The sequence below is a fragment of the Enterococcus sp. AZ101 genome (genome assembly GCF_050499005.1).
Taxonomy (GTDB): domain Bacteria; phylum Bacillota; class Bacilli; order Lactobacillales; family Enterococcaceae; genus Enterococcus_L; species Enterococcus_L ureilyticus.
Map to the genome: position 1 here is coordinate 446,146 of NZ_JBMHEZ010000001.1, position 25,424 is coordinate 471,569.

Genomic DNA, 25,424 nt, shown 5'->3' on the forward strand with positions numbered 1-25,424 from the left:
GTACGTGTATCTTTTCAGAAAATAACCTAAAAAAGGAGGATGAATAAAATGGAAACCGCAAAAACTCATGAGCACGATTGTTCTAAAGAAGAAGGACATGATCATGGTCACAGCCACAATCACAGCCATAGTCATGGAGGAAAATCACCAGTTGTTTTATTTTTTACAGGATTAGCGTTTTTTATCGTTGCATTTTTCATCAATGAAGGTTCGCTTTTCCAACAAATTCTGTTTGTCAGTGCTATGCTATTATCCGGCTATCACATTATTTTAGAAGGAATCGTAGATACGATCAACGAATCGAAACAGCAAAGGAAATTTGTACCGAATGTTCATATTTTGATGACCTTAGCGGCGTTTGGTGCCACGATCATTGGAAATTATGAAGAAGGAGCCTTGTTGATCATCATCTTTGCAGCAGCACATTTCCTTGAAGAATATGCTGAAGGACGCAGCAAAAGAGAAATCACTAATCTGCTTAAAATGAATCCAACAGAAGCACGTTTGATCCAAGCTGATGGCAGTGTGAAAACAGTAGACGTTTCAGTATTAAAGATCGGAGACAAGCTACAAGTATTAAATGGTGACCAAATCGCAACAGATGGCATTATTCTTTCAGGAAGAACCTCTATCGATGAATCATCTATCAATGGAGAAAGTATTCCTAGAGAAAAAACAGTAGGAGATGAAGTCTTCGGTAGTACCATCAATGGCAGTGGAACCTTTACGATGGAAGTCACAAAAGATAGCAGTGATACTGTATTTGCTAAAATTCTTCAATTGGTCAATCAGTCACAAGCAAACCTGTCAAAAACAGCCACTAAGATTCAAAAATTAGAACCATATTATGTCACGATCGTTTTGATCTTAGTGCCAATCTTTATCGCAGTAGGGCCAATACTCTTTAACTGGTCTTGGAATGAAAGCTTTTATCGTGGAATGGTGTTTTTAATTTCCGCATCACCATGTGCATTAGCAGCGAGTGCAGTACCTGCAACATTATCAGGGATTTCTAATTTAGCTAAACGCGGGGTGTTATTTAAAGGCGGTTCCTATTTAGCAAATCTGGCGACAATCAAGTCAGTTGCTTTCGATAAAACAGGAACCTTAACTAAAGGCAAACCATCTGTCACGGATTTTTATTTCTTGACGGATTCAGCTCCTGAAAAAGAACAAGCATACATCGATCTCATTGTCGCCATGGAAAAAACAGCGAATCACCCATTAGCCAATGCAATTTTAACCAAATTTCATGCAAAAACAGTTCTGGATGTAACTGTGGAAAATGAGATTGGTAAAGGCTTGGTAACAGAATATCAAGGAAATACGTATCAAATCGGTAAACCAGAAATATTTAGTTTAGTCAGCACGCAAATCAATGCTCATAATGAACAATACGCCAAAGAGGGGAAAACAGTTGTTTACTTTGCTGAAAATAACGAAGTTGTAGGCTTGATTGCAATGATGGATGTCCCAAATGAAAACGCGAAATCAGTAATCAGCTATTTAAAATCACAAGGAATTCATACGACTATGATTACAGGAGATGCAGAGTTAACAGGACAAGCAGTAGGATATCAAATTGGAATCGATGAAGTAGTCGGCAATGTTCTGCCAGAAAATAAGGCTGCAATCATCAAGAATCAACAAGCTCGTTTCGTTAGTGTTGCCATGTTAGGTGATGGAGTCAATGATGCACCAGCACTAGTAACAGCAGATATTGGTGTGGCAATGGGAGAGGGCACCGATATCGCTATTGACGTGGCGGATGCGGTATTGATGCAAAATGATCTAACTAAATTCAGCTATGCGTATAAAGTATCCAAACGTCTAGATCGTGTTGTATGGCAAAATATCTTCTTTTCAATGTTTATTGTAGTGTTATTGATCACCTTGAATATTCTTGGGAAAATGGATATTACAATTGGTGTTATTGCACACGAAGGAAGTACATTACTAGTTATTTTAAACGGATTACGTCTGTTGCTGCCATCGAAAGAATAAACAAAAAAAGAAGTGCCTACTGGGCCTTCTTTTTTTCATGTGTTGACAGCCCTTACAATATTTGCTATTCTAAGTATTAAGCAATGGATGTTATTACTTTGGGTAAGCATGCCATGCGGTTTTTGAACATTATTTTATTGGATGTTATCACACAAGTGAGCATGACCTATTTGCACCGTTTTTTAGCGACGGGTAAATGGGATTTTTTTGTAATTGGGGACTTATTATGATCATAAAAAGAGTACTAAATAACAATACCATCATTTCTACTAATAGTAAGGGTGTGGAAGTTCTTTTAATGGGAAAAGGAATCGCTTTTGGTCAGAAAAAAGGCCAAACCGTCGATTTGGAATTAGTTGAAAAGACCTTCCTGTTACGAGATAAAGACACACAAAATAAATTCACAGAATTATTGATTGACGTGCCAATGGACCACATTTTGGTAGCGGAGAAAATAATCAACTTTGGTAAAATTAAGCTAGGGAAAAACCTCAGTGAAACGATTTATGTCAATCTAACCGATCATATTCATTCAGCCGTCGAACGCTATCAAGAAGGGATTATCTTAAAGAATCCTTTACGCTGGGATATTGAACGCTTTTATCCCGATGAATATGTAGTTGGGGAAAAGGCAATTGAGATCGTTCGTAATGAATTGGGCGTGGAATTTGTGATTGATGAAGCGGCCTTCATTGCAATTCATTTCGTGAATGCAGAGCAATCTAAAAGTTTTGACTTGGCTTACGAAATCGCTGAAATCACTAAAAATATCGAAGATATCGTGAAAAAAGAATATAACACAGAATTTGATGAATCTTCGCTCGATTATTATCGTTTTATCACTCACGTAAAATTTTTTGCTCAACGCCTGTTAGTTGGGGAACACTATGAAGATGAAGATTCTGAATTACTTGATACGTTGAGGAAAAAGTATGAATTGGAATATCGTTGTTCAATAAAAATCAGCGACTATGTCCAGACGACCTTTGAGTACGATTTAAGTTCCACTGAATTAGTTTATTTAACGGCGCACATCAGAAGAATAACGAAAAATTTATAGACAAATAGGATTGTTATCCATTAGGAGCATGACCTAAAATAGTACGCATAACAGCGGCTATTTTAGGTTTTTTTCATGTAGAAAGGAAGAGCAAAATGAACTATAAAGAATCAGCAAAACAAATACTGGATTTAGTTGGAGGAGAGGCTAATATTCAATCCGTCACTCATTGTATGACACGTTTACGCTTTGTTTTACGCAACGAAAGTTTAGTAGAAGATACTCGTGTCAAAGAGGTTCCAGGCGTAATGGGCGTTATGAGAAAAGGGGGGCAATATCAGGTTATTATAGGGAATGATGTGGCCTCTTATTATAAAGAATTAGCTAAATTAGGTCATTTTAGCAACCAATCTTCAACTGACGATACAGGAACAAAGAAGAATCTGTTTGAAGCTTTCGTGGATGTGATTTCAGGCTGTATGTCACCTTTGATTCCTGCAATGTTAGGTGGTGGTATGATCAAGGTATTGTTGATTTTACTACCGTTGATGGGCATTTTAGACAACAGCAGTCAGACGTTTGCGATCCTATCATTTTTTGGGGATGCGCCATTTTACTTTATGCCGATGATGCTGGCCTTTACTGCTGCACAGAAATTTAACGTTACACCAATGCTGGCCGTCACCGTTGGTGGAATCATGTTGCATCCAAATTTTGTAGAAATGGTCAATGCTGGTGATCCAGTCCATTTTCTAGGATTACCTGTTACTTTAGCATCATATGGTTCCTCAGTGATCCCTATTTTGATCATGGTTTGGTTAATGAAATATATTGAAGGTTTCTTTGACAAAATTATTCCAAATGTCATCAAAAGCTTCACTAAACCGTTGCTTATTTTATTGATTTCAGGACTAGTAGCTTTAATCGTGGTGGGACCTTTAGGAACCTTTGCAGGACAATTATTATCTTCTGCTATTATTTGGATTCAAGGGAAAGCTGGTTGGTTAGCGTTAGGGTTGATGGCAGCGTTTATGCCGCTGATTGTCATGACAGGGATGCACTGGGCATTTGCACCGATTTTCCTAATTGCTTCACCAGCCACACCTGATATTTTGATCCTACCTGCAATGTTGGCCGCAAACTTAGCTCAAGGAGCAGCAGCATTAGCAGTTTCAGCTAAAACAAAAGATAAAAATTTAAAACAAGTAGCTGCCGCTTCCGGAATTTCAGCATTATTAGCAGGGGTGACAGAACCCGCCCTATATGGTATTACATTGAAATATAAAAAACCATTGTATGCCGCGATGATTTCAGGAGCAGTCTGTGGTGTATACATGGGAATCACAGGGTTAGAATCATATGCGTTTGCTGTACCGTCGCTTGTTTCATTACCTCAATTTATTGGTGGGCAAGGAAATGGAAATATTATCAATGCGATTGTTGTAGCAGTGATATCTATTGTGTTGACATTTATTTTAACTTGGGTTTTCGGTATTGATGAAGTGGACAAAAATGAAACAGAACAGCATATTGAAATTTCAGAGGCAGTTGAAACTGGCAGTAATGATCCTAAAAAAATCTATGCCCCGATGAAAGGGCAAGTAATACCATTAGAACAAGTAAAAGACGATGCTTTTTCAGGGAAAATGATGGGAGAAGGTCTTGCGATTATTCCCGAAGAAGACACGATAAAAGCACCTTTTGACGGAGAAGTAACGGCCCTTTTTCCTACAAAACATGCTATTGGTTTAACAAGTGACTCAGGAATCGAACTATTGATCCATGTAGGGATCGATACTGTAGAATTAGCGGGACAATATTTTACAGCGTTTGTTGAAACGGGAGACAAAATCAAAAAAGGACAAAAATTACTATCGGTCGATTTTGCGCAGATAAAAACTGCAGGATATGATACCACAACCCCGATTGTAGTAACGAATTCAGAATCATTTATTGATGTTGTTGCAAAAGAAGGAACTGAAACAGAAAGTCAAGAGACTATTTTATATATTGTTTAAAAAAAAAAGGAGGAGCGAACATGTTAACATTTCCAAAAGATTTTTTATGGGGTGGCGCAATTGCTGCCAATCAGTGTGAAGGAGCTTATAATGAAGATGGTAAGGGCTTAAGTGTGGAAGATGTTGCACCCCATGGCTGGAAAGGTGAACCTACAGCAGAACCAACTTCAGATAATATGAAACTGGTCGGGATTGATTTTTATCATCGTTATAAAGAAGACATCAAGTTATTTGCAGAAATGGGGTTTAAAGTATTTCGATTATCCATCGCTTGGTCCCGAATTTTTCCTCAAGGAGATGAGACGCAACCCAATGAAAAAGGGTTAGAATTTTATGATAAAGTGTTTGATGAATGCCATAAATATGGAATGGAGCCGCTTGTTACGTTATCACATTATGAAACGCCACTCCATTTATCAAAAACATATGATGGTTGGCGTGATCGTAAAATGATTGGCTTCTTTGAACACTACGCTAAAACTGTTTTCACTCGTTATAAAGGGAAAGTGAAGTATTGGCTGACATTTAATGAGATCAATTCAATTACACACGCACCATTTCTAAGTGGAGGCATTTATACACCAAAAGAAAAACTATCCCAACAAGATTTATATCAAGCCATTCATCATGAACTAGTTGCCAGCGCTAAAGCTGTTAAAGCTTGTCATGAAATCCTTCCGGAAGCTAGGATCGGTTGTATGATTTTAGGGATGCCTGTTTACCCACTGACACCAGCACCAGCGGATGTTTTGGCTGCATTGCAGACAGAAAGAGAAAACTTTTTCTTTTCTGATATACAGGTAAGGGGAACGTATCCAGCCTATACCAAACGTTTTTTCAAGGATAATGATATTCAGCTCAAGATAACAGAACAAGATAAATTAGACTTGCTTGAAACGGTGGATTTCATTTCGTTCAGTTATTACATGAGTACCTGTGAATCTTCAGATCCTACTTTAGAGACTGGAGAAGGTAATATTTTAGGTGGCGTGCCAAATCCTTATTTAAAAGCAAGCGATTGGGGCTGGCAGATCGATCCAGAAGGGTTGAGATATTATTTAAACATTTTGTATGATCGTTATCAAAAACCTGTCTTTATTGTTGAAAATGGTTTTGGTGCAGTCGATGAATTGATTGAACTCGAAGACGGTACAAAGACTGTGATCGATGATTACCGTATTGACTATTTGAAGAATCATCTAGTTCAAGTAGCTGAGGCTATTGAAGACGGTGTAGAAATTATGGGTTATACTTCATGGGGCTGTATTGATTTAGTCAGCTTTACCACGGCTGAATTAAAAAAACGATACGGATTTATTTACGTTGATCGCAATGATGACGGAACAGGGACTTTAGAACGGTATAAAAAGAAAAGCTTTAAATGGTATCAAGAGGTGATTACAACGAATGGTCGCTGTCTCTTAAATGACAATAGTTGCTTATAGTGGATCAATCTAGAAAATAGCTTCATAAGTCATGAAAAAAATGAGTAATTTGTGTGAAATAATCATGAAGGCTGAGAAAAATCTTTTAATACTACTAATTAATTATAATTAAATTAATAACAAATAAATTAATTCATTTAATTTGGGAAAAATGATAATTATTTATGTTGAAATGAAGTAGGTTCTTATTTTATTAGAGCCTACTTCTTTTTTTAGTATTAAATATGAGCGTTAAAATAAAATAAAGACATAAACAATATGAATAAAGCTCGGTATCTTGAGTTGTGTAAAACAGAAGGTATCTTTTTTGTAAGTGGTAGATAGTAAATTCACTTTGATATCAAAATTACAAAAAAATGAATTTTTTCATTAATATTAATAATAAAAAAACATGTATTTAATTTATTGTAAGAGTATTTTTTTGGAAACTAAAAATGAGCGTCCTTTTAGTTTCGTAAAATTAGGAATAAACCGCTAATTCAGTTTGTTTGTTTGGGGTTTATCTGATAGAATAGAACAAGGTAGGCGTGTTTTTGGATGTTTTTCAGTAAGTTTTTTATTGAACAAATAGTAGTTGAATAATAAGGAACCTGATTAGCCGAGTGAGCTAGGTCAAACTACTACTGAAAAACATATACCTAAAGTGAAGTTGGTTATTTTTACAAATCAAAAATACTACACTTGTCACTATAGTTACATATATCGACAAATCACATAATTTACTTAGTATTAAAATCAGTATGTTAAAAATAATCAAAAAAAGAGACAGTCCCATTTTTGTAGAAGGAAGTGAGCATATGCTAAAAATTTTTGGCAAAGGCAAAGGTAAAAAAAGAAAAAAATATGAAGATTACGATGATGAATATGATGACGATGATTATGAAGATTACGATGATGATGAGTATGATGACGACGAAGACTACGACGACGATGAATATGATGACGACGAAGACTATGACGATGACGATGAATATGATGACGATGATGATGATGAATATGATGACGACGAAGATGACGACGAAGACTACGACGATGATGAATATGATGACGACGAAGATTATGACGAAGATGACGACGAAGACTACGATGATGATGAAGAGGAACGTTCGTTATTTTCTCGTAGGAAGAAAAAACCAACTCCAGCACCTACTAAAAAACCTAAACCAAAGAAAAAACGACCACCAATCCATGAAGTTATCGATGATGATGAATTAGAAGAGCTTCAAGAAGAAAACGCACAACTTCAAAGTGAAATTCGTGAGTTGAAAGCTGAATTGCGTAAGAGTAAAAGAGAAAGCTCTCAATTACAAAACGAGGTAGAAGCCCTACGTGAGTCAAACGAATCATTAGAAAATGAGTTGGCCATGGTTCAAGCTGTGCCAAAAGATTACGATGCACGAATGGCCGAACTGGAACAAGTAAAAAGCAAGTACAACAGCCTATTACGAGACAGCAACCGTCAGATGGACGAAACTGATTTAAACCGTAAAAAAGCAGAGCGTTTTGCCAATAAAATCAGACAGTACGAACAAGAGCTATTGGCTAAGCAAGAAGAAATCGATAAATTGACAGAAGATCGTATCGTGATCATGGCATCAGATACTCCTACGGATACAGGAGCTTATGAAGAATTAGCGAAGGTTCGTCAAGAATTAGAAACAACAAAACGTCAATTAGCCCAAAAAACAATCGATGTCGATCAGCAATTATCTAAAGAAGATATCGGTGAAGTGTTGCTTGAGGCCAAGAGACAAGCTAAAGAAATTATCAGCCAAGCTAATCAACGTGCACAAATTATTAATGAAGAAACAAAGAAAAAAGCAGGCGTCTTAAAACGCTTAGAGCGTGCGGAACAAGAATACCAAAACTATTACAAACGTATCAAAGACGTGAAGGAAGAATCAGAACAAGCCTTCAACCAAATCATCAATTTGGTGAAAGAAGATCCTGATCAATAAGAAAGAGAGGACACAGAATGAAAAAAAGAAATCTAAACAGTAAGAAATTACGATTATTGAGTGTAGGGTTACTTACTTCAAGTGCTGTCCTTTCTGTTACCGATGTTCAACCGATTGTTGCCAAAGAAGTCGACGATACAGTAACTTCAGGCTCCGAAGAACAAGAGAGTGTAGCTATTTTATCTTCAACTAAAGAACATGAAACAACAGAAAGCACAATAGAAGGAATTGAAACGAGTTCCTCTACAGATACTAGTACAACCTCGTCAACAACAGATTCAACAGCTGAAACAAGTAGTGAATCAACGAGCTCAACAGAAGATACTAGTTCTACACACGAGACAACAGATTCAACCAGTACATCTGAGACATCATCAACTAGTTCTACAACAAGCAGTAGTACGACAAGCAGTAGCACAAGTTCAACAATACCGGCAAAACCAAAACCGAAACCGAAACCAAATAAACCAGCACCAAAACCAAATAGACCTTCAGTCCAAGGTCCAAGCTATCAGCCAAATACACCTGCTCCATCGTCAAACAGACCAAATACTGGAACAACGACAGGTGGCAATACTGCTGGTAGTTCAGCTGGGTCTGATCAAGTGTTTCATATCAGTCCGAACTTGACAACAAAAAGCTTTGTCAAAGTGATTGGTGAAGATGCCCGCACAATTGCAGGTGAGAACAATTTATATGCATCAGTAATGATTGCTCAGGCAATTTTAGAAAGTGCTTCTGGCAATAGCGCACTAGCTTCTGCACCAAATTATAACCTATTTGGAATCAAAGGAAGCTATGAAGGGGCAAGTGCAAACTTTCTAACAAGTGAAGACAATGGTTCTGGTGGTATGTTTACGATTCGTTCTAATTTTAGAAAGTATCCTTCTTACAAAGAATCGCTAGGCGATTACGTGAAGCTACTTAAAGGTGGTACAGATTCTAGCAGTGCATTTTATAGTGGTACCTGGAAAAATAAAACGACCTCTTATAAAGATGCGACGAAGTTTCTAACTGGACGTTATGCAACGGATACTAGCTATAATTCTAAATTAAATGGTTTGATCGATGCGTATGATTTAACACAGTATGATACGCTGAAAGATAAAAAGAATAGTAAAAAAGCGAAGAAAATCACGTTGAACACCTCTTTTGATAAATTAGAGAAAAAAGACGATGACAAAGATCAAAAAATTGAGTACCTTACTCACGTTGTGAAAAAAGGTGAATCACTTAAATCAATCAGTGAACTTTATAATATTTCCACATTAGCTATTTTGGAAAAGAATCAATTAGATCGACGGATGCTCTTTATCGGTCAAAAACTGAGCGTGCCAAAACAAGAAGATCCAAGCACTGTTGTAATGAAAGAAGACGCAGTAGATCGTTCATTAGAAATGGTTCAAAATCTATCTAACGCTTTCACAAATCAAGAGACGACTCAAACAACAGCTAAAAAAGAAGCTAAGACCGCTTCCTCAGCTAAAAAAGAAACTAAAACAAATTCTTCAACTAAGAAAGATACAAAAACAACAAGTACCAGTGAAACAACAACTAAAAAAGATACAAAAGATTATCAAGTAAGTGCAACGCGCAAGAAGACAAAAGAAACATATGAAGTGAAAAAAGGAGATACTTTAGCGAGTATTTCTAAAAAAACTGGTATTTCTGTTTGGTCGTTAAAAGAGTGGAACGATCTAGAACAGTACTTCTTAACAGAGGGACAACAGCTTATTTTAACCCCAGTACATGATCTTCAATCATAAAAAAGAAAGGAGAACGGTTTAATGAATGATTATTTCGATGTTTTTTTTCATCAACAAGCAATCCCATTCACTTTAGGGACCGTTCTCTACCAAAAAAACAGCACAGAAGAAATCATTGAAGCGTGTGAAACACTCTATGAACGCTCAACAGGAGAATTTCTCACTTTTCGGGAAAATGATGAACTTTCTCGAAAAGTAATTTCTTCGCCCATTAGAAAGCATCTAGAAATTCAGTTTTTTCAAGCGCAATTAAATTGGGATGTTTTATTGGAAGAACTAGAAGAACTCTTCCCGCAATTTATTTGGACGAGAATCATCGAAGAAGTCGATGGCGCTTTTAGTACATATTTCTGTGAGTTCGTTCCAGTCTCACTAAACTCAGAAGACGAACCAGTACAATTTGTTGTTTCAACTAGTTTAGAGCAGATGGGGTATTCAAAAAATCAATCTGTCAGCAGTATCCTAGAAGCAAAACTTCTTTCTAGCTTTCAAGAGGAAGAGGATGTCTCTTTAGCAAGTGAAACACTTAGCTTTCCAGTAGAAGTATCTGTAGAGGAAAATGATGAAGAGATACCGGACTTTGATCATTCGTTTTTGGAGGCTGAGGAGTTAGAAACCGAAACCGACATTGAGATCGAACCTAAAAAAGCAGCTGACACAACAGCTATTGCTCGTTCAGAGGAAAATGAAGTTCTTTTCCTCAAAGAAAGTCTAAAACGAGAAAAAGCGTCAAAGGAACGTGTGCGGGTAGCAAAAGAAAAATTGGAGTACGAGCTGCTCGCCATAGAAAACAGCTTACTCGTTAGTGGCTTAAAACGATTTAAGAAGCATCAAAAAAGTACAATAGATGAAGAAGACTGGTATAAACCTGTTCGAATTGATTTGATTCAGTATGATGATCTGTATAAAAAGGCAAAATTTATTGAGCAATCTTGGCGTTTAAATCGTCAATTAGTCACAACTACTGAGCGAATGACCGTGACGAAAGATCAATGGGTCTATGAACGAGCACGGATTGAAAAAATCAAGAACAGTGTATCTGAAATGGATTTACAATCGATGATGGAGCAATGCCATTTGATCAATGAGCGAGTAAAAATTCGTCCTGGGTTCTTATTTTTTAAACCCAGAGTAAAATTATATCAAATCGATTATGAACAATTAGAGAAAATCAGTGCTTTTTTTGACATTATTCAAACGGAGAATCGATTATTAGAATCAGTAATTGAACAAAAAGATTTAAATGTATAGTCAAAAGCATAAAAGCAGAATCCTAGTCAATTATGGATTCTGTTTTTTTGCTCTATTTTGATTGGAAATGACGTGTATTTACTTAATCGGTTTATAAAAATGGGCCAAACTTACTGAAAAAAGTGCTCGAATTGATAGCAATTCAGACAAATATCTTGTAATATTTCTAGAATTTTGTAATATGACAACCGTTATCGAATCGAAAAAAAATAAATTTCAGAAAAAATCATGAATTTTTCCATTTCTAAAATCAACTACAAATCAAGTGCGAACAAGTGTTTTTCTACTCTGATTTTACAAGCTGTTACGCAACGAAAACACTCGTAACGAATTGTCACTAGATCTTCACCTATGAAATATTTTTAGATGTTAAAGTATGCAAAGTCGATAAACAAACGACAAAAATATTTTTTACAAAGGAGAAACAACATGAAATCACTTAAAACGATTTTATTCGCAACAACTTTGACTGCAGGATTTGGAATTTTTATGGGAACGACTGACGCGCATGCCGATAGCTTATATACAGTAAAAACTGGAGATACATTATCTACTATCTCTCATCAGTTTAGTGGAGACAATAGCTTGATTGATTTGATTGCTAAGGATAATAACATTTCGAATGTAAATATGATCTTTGAGGGCGAACAATTAACGATTCGTACCGCTGATGAGACAACTCAAGCACCGACTCAGCAAACCCCAGTAGCGGAACCTGTACAAGAAGTACAAGAACAATCAGCTCCTGTTGCTCAAGAAGTAGCGCCAACTGCAACAGCTACAACTTCTTCTGCAAAAGAATGGATCGCGCAAAAAGAATCTAGCGGTTCATATAATGCGACAAATGGCAAATATATCGGGAGATATCAATTAGATGCTTCTTATCTAAATGGTGATTACTCTGAGGCCAATCAAGAGCGCGTAGCAGATAGTTATGTAGCAGGACGTTATGGTTCATGGGAAGCTGCACAAGCCTTTTGGTTAGCAAATGGTTGGTATTAAGAAAAAGTAGACTATTCTAAGAAGTAGCCATTTATTGGTTACTTCTTTTTTTATGTCTTAGTTTAAATGCTATCAGACGACTTTATTTCAGAATAGAGTATAATTTAATTAAACGAAAAAACATTTTTTCATTTTGATAACTGCCATTAAAGAAAGGATCGAAAAAACAAGAGCAATGCTTACAACAACTGAATACCAAAAAGGCGATGAATAATATAATTGAGATGAGCTTGGAACAAAAGATTAGTTCTGTTATACATTTGAAGGAGGACTGGATAATTATAATCGATAGGTCTCTTATAACCTAGAAAAATAGAGCCATAAGTTATATAAAAAGGAGAGAGAGTAAATGAAAAAGCAAACGGTGTTAAATAGTATATTTAGAGTATTTCGTTTCATTGTAATCGTGATTATTGGTTATTTAGTTTATCAGTCGTTATTTGCAGAAATTTTAACTAAAAAAATCCATCTATTTTTCTATATTGCGTTATGGCTATTTAGCTCTTATCTAGTGATTCCTTATATTAATAAATTATTGACAGGTCGCTATCTGCCAGATTATTTCATTGGTCGTTCAAGAACCAGTGATGGTTTGCTTGGTGATCCTATCAATCTTGCCTTTATTGGTACAAAAAAAGAATTAGAGAAACTTTTTCTAGAAGCAGGATGGACAATTGCGGAGCCATTATCGGTAAAGTCTAGTCTGCATATGATCACTGCAAGTGTTTTTGGGAAGTCATACCCTAAAGCACCTGTCAGTTCGCTATTTCTGTTCAACAAGAAACAAGATATAGCTTTTGAACGAGAGATAAATAATAACCCTAGAAGAAGACATCATATTCGTTTTTGGCAAACTCCAGAAAATTGGTATTTACCAGGTGGAAGAGAGGCAGACTGGTTAGGAGCCGCTACTTATGATAAAAAAGTAGGATTCTCATTTTTTACTGGACAGGTCACACATAAAATCAATTCAGATATTGATAAAGAACGAGATTTTGTTTTAGATTCGTTTAAGCAATCGAGTCAAGCCGTCTCAGTTGAGGTTGTGGAGCATTTTACAACGAGTTATCATGGTCGTAACGGTGGTGGAGATGAAATATTTACGGATGGTGCCTTACCATTTATTAAAATAGACAAATAAGAAAGAGCGCAGAATGAGCAATCACGTTTTCTGCGCCTTTTCTTTAATTGTTTCGTTTGAGTAAGTAGATTTCGTAATTAGCTTTGGTAAAAGAGATGACACCAGATAATAAGACTAAGCTGATCAGCGTCCCTTCCCTGACAAAAATCGGCAGATCATAAATAAATGAAAGGGCTAAGGAGCTAGCTACTGAAAACAAATCAATACCATACCTGAACTTAGCGAAAGAATAGCCAGTCAATTCTGATAAAGCAATACAGACACTTTCAATAGGAAAAGGTAACACCCCAAGGGAGATCACCATTCCAGTTGCAAAACCTGCAACGCATGTACCAAGAACAAAGACTGCTAACCGAAGCAAATAATTATTCAAACTCAGTGGAGCGAGTACTGTATATGTAAAGAAATTGATAATACTTCCCAAGCAAAGGACTGAAAGAAACATCAATAAATACTTCAAAAAATGTTTTTCCTTAGATAGCAACATATACAGAATCAAAAAACAAGTATTTAATAAGACGGTGATTGTCCCAACTTTAATTTCATTGATTGAAGCAATCGCTACATTGAGCGAATTGAAACTACTAACACCGATCTCGGCCTTTAAGGTTAAACTGATGCCAATACCGCTAAGTGTATAAAAGAACAATGAAGATATTATTTTTTTCACTATGAACCCTCCTAATATAAAAGCGAATCAAGCATCGTTAGCACTGACAAAAAAGAATGAGGATGGGACAGAAGTGTTAAACCCCGAGAAATAAGAGGGAATTCACGAAAAATGTTCTTCAAATTTTTGTGAATTTCAGCTTATTTTCGAAGGGGTTGCTTCTGCTCCCACCGTTTATCCTGATTCCACGTGAGCGGGATATGACTCGAAGAGTTATGTCCCACTCACAATTTAACGGATAATCAGTCATAATAATAGGAGATATCTCACATTTTAAGGAGAATGACATGAAAAAAATCCATTTAGAGCAACTGAATGAAGTAATTGGAGAAAATAAAATTGATTTATCTACTTACTTTTCCGAAACAATACTCAAACAAGCCAAACTTTTTATTTATGATAGTAAAGAATACATTGTTCGTTTTGATAAACAAGTAGAGCATCTCTTTTTTGTCATTGAAGGTCGAGCTAAAATTTACAAAATACATGAAAATGGTCGACGTTCGCTGATTCAATTTTTAGGTGGTGGAGATTTTATCGGAGAACTGTCTTTATTAGAAGTCGAAAAACAAGTCAAAGATGTGCAAGCAATCGACCGTTGTGTTTGTTTAACGCTGCCCTATCAGAAGGTAAAACAAGATTTGCTAAATGATCCTCATTTTTTAAGAATTCTTGCACAGTATTTAGGTGAAAAAGTTCTGCTAAGAGTAGAGCATTTTTCAAATAATCAAAATTATGAATTAAAGCATCGTTTAGCGGCATATATGCTGCAGACAGAAGTTGAGGGAGTCTACACTGAAAAACAAACGGAAACTGCTGAATATTTAGGGGTTAGCTATCGACATCTGATGTATACATTGACTGAATTTCAAAAGAATGAAGTGGTTATAAAAGAGGGAAAAAGCTATCACTTGAATCAAGCCAAACTAAAGCAACTAGCTCAAGGATTGAGCGATTTTTAAAAGTATCAAGAAGGACCGAATCTAATAACACTGATCTGTAATAATCAGCCGAAAGTCCTAGAAAAACTAGTTCTTTTGAATGAGTAGGAAACTACCATAAAATGGTAAGCTTATAAGTGATATAAAAGTAATCGCTTTATTGTCAGATGGACACAGAAAAGGATGTTAGGAGAGAGAAAATGAAAAAGGGTCAAAAGAATATTCTATATTTGATATTGGGACAAGTTATTTCGGTGTTTGGAGGTGCTATTTTACGATTTGCTTTATCACTTTTCGTGTTGGATCAGACCGGACGAGCAGATATTTTTGCAACGGTTTTGGCGATTTCGAGTATCCCTGTTTTATTTGCACCAATCGGTGGTGCAATCGCTGATCGATTTGATCGACGGATGTTAATGGTTTTGATGGACATTGCGAATGCAGTATTGGCTGTGTTTCTATTTTTTGTTTTAGGGATGAATCAATCGATTTTCATGATAGGAGCGCTGTTGTTCCTCTTATCGATCGTCGGCAGTTTTGACACGCCAGTTGTTACCGCCAGTATTCCTTTATTGGTAGAAGAAAGCAAGTTAGAAAAAGTGAATGGGTTAGTGAATGGCGTTCTTTCCATGTCTAATGTTGTGGCACCGATTATTGGCGGTATTCTCTATAGTATTTTAGGTGCTCAGGTACTGGTTGCGTGCAGTGCACTTTTTTTCCTTTTGGCAGCTGTGATTGAATCCTTCCTTCAAATTCCGTTTGAAAAAAGAGCGTTAGAAAAGGGGTTGCTCACAACACTGACCTCAGATTTGATTGAAGGCTTTCAAGAGGTCCGCAAAAATTCAGTAATTTTAAAATCGATTCTGATTGCGGCGCTTGTCAACTTTGTGTTAGCATCATTTTTTATTGTAGGTACGCCTGTTATATTAAGAGTAATGCTACAGGCCAATGATTCGATGTATGGTTTTGGCATGTCTTTAGTCAGCCTTGCAACAATTTTAGGTGCTGTATTTGCTGGTTTTTTTACAAAGAAATTACGTCTGAACAACCTGTATCTTACGTTTACATTATCAGGATTGTTGTTGTTTGCTATGAATCTTGGGTTAACTTTCGCCGGGACACCTTCTGGGAATGTACTAGGGTTTGTCTTATTTGTGATCACAGGTATTCCAATTGGTATGTTGATGAGTGTTATCTCGATTTACTTGATTTCCATGGTCCAGCGAGTGACGCCTAAAGAAAATCTAGGAAAAGTGATGGCCACAATTGTGGCATGTGCGCAATGTGCAGTTCCATTAGGACAAATAATGATTGGCATGATCTTTAAGCAAACGACAAGCAATGTCTTTTTGCCGCTAACCTTCATAGCTTGTAGCGTCTTGTTGCTCTCTTTTTTATGTTATTATTTGTTCAGAAAAACTGTAGAAACCGATATTTATGGAAGAAAAGAAATGATTTAAATAAGAAATTGAACACCTTTGTAAGAAGAAAGTTGCTTTTTTTAAGTGCTTTTTTCTTCTTTCTTTAATTTAAAGAAAGTACAACGCTGCCTGTAACGAATACAAAAGCAACAATGGTGAGGGATAGAGTGAAGTGGTGGACTCTGGGGAATCGAACAGTGTAGGCCTTGGGAGTTAGATAAAAAATCTAGGCACAACAGTGATTGTTAGCCTAGATTTTTTTATTCAGGTGGTGTATCTAAATATTCGTGAATAAAATCAGCATATTTAGATACAATAAACTGACCTTTCTCCATTAAAACATAAATCCCGGGATCGACCATATTTACGATATAATCAGCGGTAAATTCCTTTTTCAATACTTGGATAGCGCGTTCTTTCGTATCATATTGGTTGAGACCATTTTCCTCTAAAACTTCATTTAGCTGAAATAAAGACCAATAATCAATAACAGATGCATCATTTAAAATATCTAGATAATCAGCAAATAATAGTTGATTCGTTGCTTCTACGGGATCAATTCCAAACTCCATTTCAAAGAACTCTGGAAAACACCCAGTAGTCGAGTCTTTTTCATTGACCCAATCAAGTAAAAGCACTTCACCAGGTAATAAACCATCTGCATTTCTGATCATATTTTCTTTCGGAACAATTTTGCCACTACCATCTGCAATTGTTTTTAACCATTCATCAACGTTACGGTCAGCTGACATCGCTGGAAATTCAGGATAATCTTCATAAATAGCGACGATTTTAGCGACTTCCTCATTTAAATCAACCACTTCTTTTGGCTCTTCCTTTTTAAAAAAATCAAATATACCCATAATTCCTCCTATAATAACAATCTTAATTTATTTACTGATACAAACTTGCATAGCGTCTTACAAAATAATCTAGAAAAAAAGTCAACGGATAATTTCCAATACGCACATAATTTGTCGTCGTTACATTGACAGCTAAGTCAAATTGGTTGGTCAAAGTATTTTGTGTATGCTGTGTCAAAAGAATCGACCGTGCGGGACTGTCGCTGATTTTTCTCATTAGCTCACTACTGCGATTAAGGACAGAACCATAAGATGAAATAACAATCACCATCGAATCTGTGCTAAGGTCTTCAATAAAAGCTTGCTGTGTTTCTTCTGTTTCTCCTACCAAGACTAATTTTTGGCTGAGTAGAAAAGAGGTTTGTAAATCTTTAGCTAAATCTAAAGTGGAACTGTAGCCGATAAGAACGATTTCTTCAGCATGATGGATATCAGCCAAGATATGATCCACTTGGGTTATATCGATCGTTTGTAAAACATCATTGATTGCTGTGCTGATTTCATTTCCATAAGAAGCAAGATAACTTTTGGGATCACTAGTCAAATCTGCTAATTCCTGTTCTTTCATCCGTAAACCACTATGCTTTCTCATTGTTCCTAAAGAAACTAACGATTCCCGTAAAGAGGCAAAGCTGGAAACACCGAAGTGACGACAAAAACGTGTTAGTGTTGCAGGTGAGACGAAACAAGATTCTGCAATTTCAGTAATCGTCATCATTCGAATTTTGTCAAGATGAGTAAAGAGATAAATGATGATTCGTGAATAGGTTGCATCTCGCTTATTCGTATTTAAATAATGGAGAAAATCAAATAGATCAAGCATCAAAAAACTCCTTCGTAGCGGTTCATTTTCGCAAACATGAAAATGAATCGTAATAATGAAAATCGTATCAGAAACATAAAAATAGCTCGGGCTCTTCTCATGGTAAACTAAAGTTGTTAAATCAATTATACACTAAATCAATGATTGAGAGGATGGGAAATATGAGCGGATTTCCACAAAATTTTTTATGGGGCGGCGCAACAGCAGCTAATCAGTTTGAAGGGGCATTTTTAGAAGACGGTAAGGGCTGGTCAACAGCTGATACTGCACGTTTTATCAAAGAAAACGGAATAAGTATGGCAGAATTACTTAAACCAACGACCAAAGCAGATGTTGAGTTTGCGATGAATGACAAAGAAGGAGTCTATCCGAAACGTCACGGCATCGATTTTTATCATAGATATAAAGAGGATATTGCCTTATTTGCTGAGATGGGCTTTAAAACGTTCCGTTTATCGATTTCTTGGCCGCGCATTTTTCCAAACGGAGATGAGTTAGAGCCAAATGAAGCTGGTTTAGCTTTCTATGATGCGGTTTTTGATGAGTGCTTGAAATATGATATAGAACCACTCGTAACGATTTCTCATTATGAGTTTCCTTTAGGATTAGCATTTAAGCAAAATGGATGGGAAAGTCGTAAGACGATGGAAGCGTTTGAACGTTATGCACGTGTTCTTTTTAATCGCTACAAGGACAAAGTGAAATACTGGTTGACCTTTAATGAAATCAATATTATTGGAATGACAGGCTATTTAAGTGGTGGAATCTTAGCTGATGGAGAAAAAAATATGCTGCAGGCGCAATACCAAGCAGCCCATCATCAATTTGTAGCAAGTGCTCTAGCAGTTAAAGCCTGTCATGACATTATTCCAAATGCGAAAATTGGTTGTATGTTAGCAAGAATGGAAGCTTATCCGGAAACCTGTCATCCGTTAGATGTAATGGAAAGTGTGAATAGTGATCACAATAACTTATTCTATTCAGATGTTCAAATTCGTGGATATTATCCAAGTTATATGAATAAATTCTTTCGTGACCATAATATTACGATCAAAAAAGAAGCAAGTGATGATCAAATTCTGAAAGAAGGAACAGTCGATTATATGTCTTTCAGCTACTACATGAGTAGCATTGCGTCCCATAAAAAAGAGGGCAATATTACAGAAGGCAACTTACTGGGGTCTAAGAAAAATCCCTACTTAGAAGCAAGTGAATGGGGTTGGCAAATTGATCCAGTTGGCTTACGTGTAACCTTGCATAAGCTATATGATCGTTATCAAATTCCATTATTTATCGTAGAAAACGGGTTAGGTGCTAAAGATGTTGTCGAAGCAGACGGCAGTATTCATGATAGCTATCGTATTGATTATTTAAGAAGTCATATTGAACAAATGGAACAAGCCATCAATGAAGGTGTGGACTTAATGGGCTACACGCCATGGGGCTGTATCGATTTAGTCAGTGCAAGTACGAGTGAAATGTCCAAACGTTACGGCTTCATTTATGTGGATTTAGACGATGAGGGAAAAGGCACCTTGGATCGCTCTAGAAAAGATTCTTTCTATTGGTACAAAAAAGTAATTGAAACAAATGGCGGCAATCTGGATTAAGAGAAGAATACCGAAATATATTCAATGTAAGCGTTGCTTATTTTAGCTGAATGGATTATACTAAACACAAGAGAAAAAACTGATAATGACGATGTAGTCATTTATAGAGTATGTTACTGAATAATGCAGGCAGAACTCAGATTACCTAGGAATGTCCTTTCCTGGGTAGTTTGAGTTTTTTTTCTGGAAAGGAGTATATCAAGTGAAAGTAAGTCAAATTTTAAACAACAACGTAGCAATCGTAAGCCGTGGAGACAACGAGGTCATCGTCTATGCCAAGGGTTTGGCGTTTAGAAAAAAAGTCGGTCAAGCCATCCATGAAGATGAAATTGAAAAAACGTATGTGTTAGATTCTAATGATATGTTGGAGCACTTTAGTTATTTGTTGTCTCATTCTGATGCGAATCATATCACTTTAGTCAATCAAATCATTGCTTACGGGGAAGAAAAGTTGGGTGAAAAATCAAATGACTATCTCAGTTTGACCTTACTGGATCATATCGAATTTGCATTGAAACGTGCAGCCAAAGGACAATTTATTCGCAGCCCATTAACTTGGGAAGTAAAGAAATTTTATCCGCAGCATTTTGACATTGGCATGTATGCATTGAACTTGATCAATGACCAATTCCAAGTAACATTTCCAGAGGATGAAGCTGTTTCGATTGCGTTACACTTTGTCAATCTGCAGGAGGATAAGAATAATCTAGACGAAACGATCCGATCAATGGAGAGTTTAAGAGATATCTTATCGATCATTCAGTATCATTTTCAGATTAAATTAGATGAAGGCTCTTTGAATTATATGAGGCTGATGACCCATCTGCAATACTTTATTCAACGAATCATGACTCAAAATAGTGATGAGGAAAGTGATTCAATCTTAAATGAACAAATCAAGCTCTTGTATCCTAGTTCGTTTGAATGTGTGCAGAAAATCAGAGTCTATGTTCAGCAAAAGTACAGCTGTGATCTAACGATCGATGAAGAAACCTATCTTATGCTCCATATCCATCGAGTGACGCATCGGAGTCAAAAAGAGAGGACATAAGAAAATGAAATATCAAACATTTAATGAAGACATCATCCGCCTAGTAGGTGGGAAAGAGAATATCCAAGCGGTCGTTCACTGTATGACCCGTTTACGTTTTACCTTAAATGATCGCTCAAAGGCTGACACAGAAGGATTAAAGGCGCTAGATGGCGTAATCGATGTTGTCTCTAATAACGTAGCTTACCAAGTGATCATTGGGACACATGTTAGTGAAGTTCACGCAGAATTGATCAGTATGTTGGGAATAGCACCCAGCTCAGATGAGGAAACAGAAGTAAAAGAGAAAAAAAATCCGTTAAAAGCAGCAATGGACTTACTTTCTGAAACAATGACACCTGTGATCGAGCCGATTATTGCTTCTGGATTACTAGCTGGTTTTTTATCATTATTTTCAATCACAGGGCTGATTTCTGCAGATAGCCCAACGTATCAATTATTAGATTCGATTCGTTCAGCAGTCTTTTTCTTTTTACCAATTTTAATTGCTATGTCTTGTGCAAAGCGCTTAAAAGCGAGTCCTTATTTGGCAGTAGCGTTAGCAGCAACGCTTGTTTCAAGTTCAATCAATGATGTAGCAGGTTTGAGCATCTTTGGGATTCAATTACCGCAAATGGTTTATGCGAACTCATTTATTCCAATTATTTTAGCTGTTTGGTTTATGGGACAATTAACAGTATTATTAAAAAAATATGTTCCGAAGTTTTTACAATACTTTTTAAACCCATTATTGATCATGGTGATTTGTTTGCCAGTAACATTATTAGTATTTGGACCGATCGGGATTTGGATTGGCGACGGTATTGGTTGGTTCTTTGAAGTCTTACACAATACATTTGGTAGCTGGATCGTTGTGATGCTTTATGCAGCATTCCAACCGTTCTTGATCATGTTAGGTGCTGGAAACTTCATGATGCCTTTAGCACTGAATTTTGTAAACAAAATGGGGTACGACCCGATTTTCTTAGCAGCAGCGACAATTTCTGATTTAGCTGTATCAGGTGCCATGTTAGGTTACTTCTTAAGAGCAAAGGATTCTAAACAGAAACAATTATTTGGGACAGTGAGTTTTAGTGCGTTGATGGGTGTCACAGAACCAGCGATTTATGGTGCCTTTATTAAATATAGAAGACCGTTTATTGCCGTTATGATCGGTGGTGGAATGAGTGGTTTGTTTGCAGGTCTAATGAACGTAAAAACCTATTCTATTGTTTGGGGCTTGATGGGGCTACCATCGTATGCGGATAATCAAGATTTCTCTAACCTGATTTTTATGATCATCAGTGTAGTGGTTGGTTTTGTAGCAGCGGGTGTTGCTGCTTACATTTTAGGGATTCCTCAAGAAGAAAAAGAAGTCCAGTCAAAAGAACCATTAAAAGAAACTGAACAAGTCTCAAATACGACCTTAAAGAAAGTTCCCCTGGCTTCAGTTGTAGAAGGAAAATTGGTTCCATTAGCTGAAATCAACGATCAAGCATTCTCAACGGGTGCATTAGGTAAAGGATTAGGAATTATTCCAAGTGATAGTCAAATCGTTGCACCTGTTGCAGGTGAAGTATCAGCTGTTTTTCCAACGAAGCATGCAATCGGCATCAAAACAGAACAAGGCGTAGAAGTACTGATCCACATCGGTATCGATACAGTAGAACTTGATGGCAAACACTTTGATACGATCGTGGAACAAGGCGATTATGTAAAACAAGGTCAATTACTATCAACAGTTGATTTTGAAGGAATCAAAAATGATGGGTATGACCCAACTGTTATCGTGGTTATTACAAATACAATGGATTACTTAGACGTGATACCAGCAACACAAGAAAATTTATTCGCCGATGATGAGTGTTTGACCGTTATTTTATAATATCTAGCTTTGCGGGCTATCTATCAATTTCTAAGAGCTGAGCGAGCCCGCGTTGCTTTTAATTTAAGGAGAATACACAATGAAAAAAAATGAATTTTTATGGGGCGGCAGTATTGCTGCTCATCAATGTGAAGGTGCTTGGGATCAAGACGGTAAAGGTGTGGCGATCATGGATCTGGTCACGCAAGGAAGTCATGAAACTCCTCGTGAAATTTGTCAGACAATTGAGGCAGATAAATATTATCCATCACATGATGGGATCAATTTTTATCATAGCTATAAAGAAGACATCGCTTTATTTGCTGAGATGGGTTTTAAAGCACTACGCATTTCCATCGATTGGTCAAGAATTTATCCTAAAGGCGATGAAGCAAAAGCTAATCCATTAGGGGTTCAGTTTTATCAAAAAGTAGTCGATGAATTATTGAAAAATGGCATTGAACCGATCGTAACATTGTATCATTTTGAAATGCCCGTTCATTTAGTCAGAGAATATGGCTCATGGACGAACAGAAAAGTCATTGACTTTTATTTAAACTATTGTCAAACAATGTTTGAAGCGCTAAAAGGCAAAGTCCATTATTGGGTAACGTTTAACGAAATGAACCATATTGATCCTCAAACAGAAGCATCAGATATTTTTACCTATATTATTGCTGGATTGAAATACACTGAGATGGAAAACAAAAAGCAAACGTTAGCAACAATCAGCTACAATATGACATTAGCTAGTGTAGAGGCTGTCGCGTTAGCTCGAAGAATCGATCCAACGAATCAAGTTGGCTGCGTTTTTGGTTTGACACCAGCCTATCCGTTAAATTGTGATCCGCAAAATGTTATGAATTCGTTGAAAGAAACAGATCGTGAATTTTATCAGATCGATGCTATGTGTATGGGGAAATTTCCAGAGTACAAATTGAAAGAATACAAGGCTCAAGGCATTGAGCTAGAAATTTCTAAAGCCGACCAAGATGCTTTTGCAAAAGGCAAGTTGGATTTTATAGGACTAAATTATTATTCATCAAGTGTGGCCCATTATGAAGGGGACGACGATAATGAAGAAACTTTATTCGGCGGTGTTCAAAATCCGTATCTTAAACAGAGTAAGTGGGGTTGGGCAATCGATCCGACTGGATTAAGATATCTTTTAAATTATGTATATAGACGCTACGGGTTACCGATCATCATTACGGAAAATGGCTTAGGCGCAGTGGATCAGGTGGAAGCTGATGGTTCGATTCAAGATGATTACCGCATCGATTATCTCCAAAAACATTTAGAACAAATGGAAAAAGCAATCGTTGAAGATTATGTAGATTGTTTTGGCTATTTAATGTGGGGACCAATTGATTTAGTCAGTGCAACAACTGGTGAAATGAAAAAACGCTATGGGTTTATCTATGTAGATAAAAATGATGATCAGACAGGAACTTTAGAACGCAAGAAGAAAAAATCATTTAAATGGTATCAAGAAATGATTAAGCAAAACCCAAATTTTTCAACAAAATAAATATAAAAAAAGCGTGTGTCAAAAAATTTATTTGGCACATGCTTTTTTTATTCCTGTAAGTGAGTACTACTATTTACTTATCTCGACCAATTTCTTCGTTTAAAAATAATGCAGAAAGAACTGAGAGGCCACCTATTACACAATAACTTTTCTTTTTTGAAAGGAGACCATAGCAGAAAGCCGTTGTCCCTAATAAAAAATTGACAGCAGATGCCTTGGCTAGTCGGTCGTCATTTGGTGTGGGTAAAGAAACATTGACATCTAAAGCGTCGTTGACTTTGTTTAAAGTAGTGTTGATTTCTGATAACATGCTTATTCCTCCTTTATAGTGCTATTCAATCACATTATCAATGGTAGAGTTTAAAATAAACTCAAAAATAGTCTCGAAATCATCGGTTACCCTGTTGCGGATAATAATAATACTTAACAAAGTATTGATGATTTCAAAGGCTTTTTTTTCGCTTACCTTAAGTTTTAGATTGGCAATGTGTAATGCCTCTTCAAAAAACTTCCAGTTGTCCGTTTCAAGTTCAGCGATGAGATCTGGTGGTAATTTGCCAATAAAAGCTAAAAAATCAGGATTAGAGAAATCATAAAGAAAAGGCGAGTTTTTGTATTCTCTAAATAAGAATTTCATTGCTTCGACAAAACCTTCTTTAGATGGATCCGCATATAAAATGTTGCGCCAATTTGTTTTTAAGCGATTTTGAACTCGATTTAATGTATCAACAAATAAATCTTCTTTTGTGCCATATAATAAGTAAAATGCGCCAGTAGAAATGGCTACTTTAGAGGTCAATTCAGCGATATTCGTTTTCTTATAACCATTGATCCCCCAGCTTTTTTCACATTCCATACAGAGAGTACTTCTTAGTTCTGCCCGCTTTTCTTCTGAAAATCCCTTAGTACCTGTCTTCATTAGTAGCCTACTTTCTGACTGTTGAATAAATTTCTATTAATATTCATAATTGTAGATTAAATAAAAAATTTGTCAAGTTTTTATCATGCGAATCCATCAAAAAATAGAACATTCATTTATTAATTTCAGCAAAAATGTTATAAAGACTTGACAGAACTTTAGACAAG

The 25,424-nt window shown here is 36.4% G+C and carries 21 protein-coding genes; 16 read left to right on the top strand and 5 right to left on the bottom strand.

The features are described 5' to 3' along the window. The first annotated feature begins 48 nt into the window (after positions 1 to 48). The 10 genes from IGJ50_RS02055 to IGJ50_RS02100 all read left to right on the top strand — a co-directional run bounded on the left by IGJ50_RS02055 (position 49) and on the right by IGJ50_RS02100 (position 13,585). On the top strand, positions 49 to 2,004 hold the full coding sequence (locus IGJ50_RS02055; RefSeq protein ID WP_429948652.1) for a heavy metal translocating P-type ATPase: 1,956 nt from the start codon (positions 49 to 51) through the stop codon (positions 2,002 to 2,004). A 98-nt stretch (positions 2,005 to 2,102) separates the two neighbouring features. Next, positions 2,103 to 2,234 (top strand): hypothetical protein, encoded by a 132-nt coding sequence (locus IGJ50_RS02060; protein WP_275579436.1) that lies wholly within the window; start codon positions 2,103 to 2,105, stop codon positions 2,232 to 2,234. Further along, on the top strand, positions 2,231 to 3,064 hold the full coding sequence (gene licT, locus IGJ50_RS02065) for a BglG family transcription antiterminator LicT (protein ID WP_069641553.1): 834 nt from the start codon (positions 2,231 to 2,233) through the stop codon (positions 3,062 to 3,064). The genes IGJ50_RS02060 and licT overlap by 4 nt, the downstream gene beginning before the upstream one ends. Before the next feature lie 95 nt (positions 3,065 to 3,159). Then, positions 3,160 to 5,022: a beta-glucoside-specific PTS transporter subunit IIABC gene (locus tag IGJ50_RS02070; RefSeq protein ID WP_429948655.1), complete on the top strand. Its 1,863-nt coding sequence runs from the start codon at positions 3,160 to 3,162 to the stop codon at positions 5,020 to 5,022. Positions 5,023 to 5,042: 20 nt separating this feature from the next. Continuing rightward, the gene (locus IGJ50_RS02075; protein WP_069641555.1) at positions 5,043 to 6,467 is read left to right on the top strand and encodes a glycoside hydrolase family 1 protein; all 1,425 of its coding nucleotides are present in this window, start codon (positions 5,043 to 5,045) and stop codon (positions 6,465 to 6,467) included. 797 nt (positions 6,468 to 7,264) lie between these two features. After that, a complete protein-coding gene (locus IGJ50_RS02080) occupies positions 7,265 to 8,425 on the top strand; it encodes a hypothetical protein (protein ID WP_429948657.1) in 1,161 nt (386 codons plus the stop codon). A gap of 17 nt (positions 8,426 to 8,442) precedes the next feature. Then, on the top strand, positions 8,443 to 10,191 hold the full coding sequence (locus tag IGJ50_RS02085) for a glucosaminidase domain-containing protein (RefSeq protein ID WP_429948658.1): 1,749 nt from the start codon (positions 8,443 to 8,445) through the stop codon (positions 10,189 to 10,191). Positions 10,192 to 10,212: 21 nt separating this feature from the next. After that, entirely contained in the window at positions 10,213 to 11,442 is a 1,230-nt protein-coding gene (locus IGJ50_RS02090; protein ID WP_429948660.1) for a hypothetical protein, read from the top strand. Positions 11,443 to 11,871: 429 nt separating this feature from the next. Beyond that, positions 11,872 to 12,444: a LysM peptidoglycan-binding domain-containing protein gene (locus tag IGJ50_RS02095; protein ID WP_069641559.1), complete on the top strand. Its 573-nt coding sequence runs from the start codon at positions 11,872 to 11,874 to the stop codon at positions 12,442 to 12,444. A gap of 349 nt (positions 12,445 to 12,793) precedes the next feature. Further along, positions 12,794 to 13,585 (top strand): LssY C-terminal domain-containing protein, encoded by a 792-nt coding sequence (locus tag IGJ50_RS02100; RefSeq protein ID WP_069639357.1) that lies wholly within the window; start codon positions 12,794 to 12,796, stop codon positions 13,583 to 13,585. A 43-nt stretch (positions 13,586 to 13,628) separates the two neighbouring features. On the opposite strand, the gene IGJ50_RS02105 is transcribed toward IGJ50_RS02100, so the two are convergent. Then, a complete protein-coding gene (locus IGJ50_RS02105) occupies positions 13,629 to 14,255 on the bottom strand; it encodes a YczE/YyaS/YitT family protein (RefSeq protein WP_429948662.1) in 627 nt (208 codons plus the stop codon). A gap of 287 nt (positions 14,256 to 14,542) precedes the next feature. Here IGJ50_RS02105 and yeiL point away from each other — a divergent pair, with 287 nt between their 5' ends. Next, positions 14,543 to 15,217, top strand: coding sequence for a transcriptional regulator YeiL (gene yeiL / locus IGJ50_RS02110; RefSeq protein ID WP_429948664.1), 675 nt, complete (start codon positions 14,543 to 14,545; stop codon positions 15,215 to 15,217). A gap of 179 nt (positions 15,218 to 15,396) precedes the next feature. Next, on the top strand, positions 15,397 to 16,656 hold the full coding sequence (locus IGJ50_RS02115) for an MFS transporter (protein WP_069639358.1): 1,260 nt from the start codon (positions 15,397 to 15,399) through the stop codon (positions 16,654 to 16,656). 221 nt (positions 16,657 to 16,877) lie between these two features. On the opposite strand, the gene IGJ50_RS02120 is transcribed toward IGJ50_RS02115, so the two are convergent. Together IGJ50_RS02120 and IGJ50_RS02125 are read right to left on the bottom strand one after the other, a co-directional pair. After that, positions 16,878 to 17,480, bottom strand: coding sequence for a hypothetical protein (locus IGJ50_RS02120; RefSeq protein ID WP_069639359.1), 603 nt, complete (start codon positions 17,478 to 17,480; stop codon positions 16,878 to 16,880). 31 nt (positions 17,481 to 17,511) lie between these two features. Continuing rightward, positions 17,512 to 18,303 carry a MurR/RpiR family transcriptional regulator gene (locus tag IGJ50_RS02125; RefSeq protein WP_429948666.1) on the bottom strand — a complete coding sequence of 264 codons (792 nt, stop codon included), beginning with the start codon at positions 18,301 to 18,303 and terminating at the stop codon, positions 17,512 to 17,514. A gap of 161 nt (positions 18,304 to 18,464) precedes the next feature. Between IGJ50_RS02125 and IGJ50_RS02130 the strand changes: the two genes are divergently transcribed. From IGJ50_RS02130 to IGJ50_RS02145, 4 genes are all read left to right on the top strand, one after another. Continuing rightward, a complete protein-coding gene (locus IGJ50_RS02130; protein WP_429948668.1) occupies positions 18,465 to 19,913 on the top strand; it encodes a glycoside hydrolase family 1 protein in 1,449 nt (482 codons plus the stop codon). Between the two features lie 202 nt (positions 19,914 to 20,115). Beyond that, positions 20,116 to 20,964: a PRD domain-containing protein gene (locus IGJ50_RS02135; protein ID WP_069639362.1), complete on the top strand. Its 849-nt coding sequence runs from the start codon at positions 20,116 to 20,118 to the stop codon at positions 20,962 to 20,964. A gap of 4 nt (positions 20,965 to 20,968) precedes the next feature. Further along, entirely contained in the window at positions 20,969 to 22,828 is a 1,860-nt protein-coding gene (locus IGJ50_RS02140) for a beta-glucoside-specific PTS transporter subunit IIABC (protein WP_429948670.1), read from the top strand. A 79-nt stretch (positions 22,829 to 22,907) separates the two neighbouring features. Then, complete coding sequence (locus IGJ50_RS02145; protein ID WP_207120887.1) at positions 22,908 to 24,338, top strand: family 1 glycosylhydrolase; 1,431 nt, start codon at positions 22,908 to 22,910, stop codon at positions 24,336 to 24,338. Between the two features lie 73 nt (positions 24,339 to 24,411). Here IGJ50_RS02145 and IGJ50_RS02150 read toward each other — a convergent pair whose 3' ends face one another. Together IGJ50_RS02150 and IGJ50_RS02155 are read right to left on the bottom strand one after the other, a co-directional pair. Continuing rightward, positions 24,412 to 24,648 carry a hypothetical protein gene (locus tag IGJ50_RS02150; RefSeq protein ID WP_069639365.1) on the bottom strand — a complete coding sequence of 79 codons (237 nt, stop codon included), beginning with the start codon at positions 24,646 to 24,648 and terminating at the stop codon, positions 24,412 to 24,414. Between the two features lie 21 nt (positions 24,649 to 24,669). After that, the gene (locus IGJ50_RS02155; protein WP_207120886.1) at positions 24,670 to 25,257 is read right to left on the bottom strand and encodes a TetR/AcrR family transcriptional regulator; all 588 of its coding nucleotides are present in this window, start codon (positions 25,255 to 25,257) and stop codon (positions 24,670 to 24,672) included. Between the last annotated feature and the right edge of the window lie 167 nt (positions 25,258 to 25,424).

What these genes read in the sequence shown, in the direction of transcription:
- IGJ50_RS02055 (WP_429948652.1), top strand. Translation starts at nt 49, where the DNA reads ATGGAAACCGCAAAAACTCATGAGCACGATTGTTCTAAAGAAGAAGGA.
- licT (WP_069641553.1), top strand. Translation starts at nt 2,231, where the DNA reads ATGATCATAAAAAGAGTACTAAATAACAATACCATCATTTCTACTAAT.
- IGJ50_RS02070 (WP_429948655.1), top strand. Translation starts at nt 3,160, where the DNA reads ATGAACTATAAAGAATCAGCAAAACAAATACTGGATTTAGTTGGAGGA.
- IGJ50_RS02075 (WP_069641555.1), top strand. Translation starts at nt 5,043, where the DNA reads ATGTTAACATTTCCAAAAGATTTTTTATGGGGTGGCGCAATTGCTGCC.
- IGJ50_RS02080 (WP_429948657.1), top strand. Translation starts at nt 7,265, where the DNA reads ATGCTAAAAATTTTTGGCAAAGGCAAAGGTAAAAAAAGAAAAAAATAT.
- IGJ50_RS02085 (WP_429948658.1), top strand. Translation starts at nt 8,443, where the DNA reads ATGAAAAAAAGAAATCTAAACAGTAAGAAATTACGATTATTGAGTGTA.
- IGJ50_RS02090 (WP_429948660.1), top strand. Translation starts at nt 10,213, where the DNA reads ATGAATGATTATTTCGATGTTTTTTTTCATCAACAAGCAATCCCATTC.
- IGJ50_RS02095 (WP_069641559.1), top strand. Translation starts at nt 11,872, where the DNA reads ATGAAATCACTTAAAACGATTTTATTCGCAACAACTTTGACTGCAGGA.
- IGJ50_RS02100 (WP_069639357.1), top strand. Translation starts at nt 12,794, where the DNA reads ATGAAAAAGCAAACGGTGTTAAATAGTATATTTAGAGTATTTCGTTTC.
- yeiL (WP_429948664.1), top strand. Translation starts at nt 14,543, where the DNA reads ATGAAAAAAATCCATTTAGAGCAACTGAATGAAGTAATTGGAGAAAAT.
- IGJ50_RS02115 (WP_069639358.1), top strand. Translation starts at nt 15,397, where the DNA reads ATGAAAAAGGGTCAAAAGAATATTCTATATTTGATATTGGGACAAGTT.
- IGJ50_RS02120 (WP_069639359.1), bottom strand. Translation starts at nt 17,480, where the DNA reads ATGGGTATATTTGATTTTTTTAAAAAGGAAGAGCCAAAAGAAGTGGTT.
- IGJ50_RS02125 (WP_429948666.1), bottom strand. Translation starts at nt 18,303, where the DNA reads ATGCTTGATCTATTTGATTTTCTCCATTATTTAAATACGAATAAGCGA.
- IGJ50_RS02130 (WP_429948668.1), top strand. Translation starts at nt 18,465, where the DNA reads ATGAGCGGATTTCCACAAAATTTTTTATGGGGCGGCGCAACAGCAGCT.
- IGJ50_RS02140 (WP_429948670.1), top strand. Translation starts at nt 20,969, where the DNA reads ATGAAATATCAAACATTTAATGAAGACATCATCCGCCTAGTAGGTGGG.
- IGJ50_RS02145 (WP_207120887.1), top strand. Translation starts at nt 22,908, where the DNA reads ATGAAAAAAAATGAATTTTTATGGGGCGGCAGTATTGCTGCTCATCAA.
- IGJ50_RS02150 (WP_069639365.1), bottom strand. Translation starts at nt 24,648, where the DNA reads ATGTTATCAGAAATCAACACTACTTTAAACAAAGTCAACGACGCTTTA.
- IGJ50_RS02155 (WP_207120886.1), bottom strand. Translation starts at nt 25,257, where the DNA reads ATGAAGACAGGTACTAAGGGATTTTCAGAAGAAAAGCGGGCAGAACTA.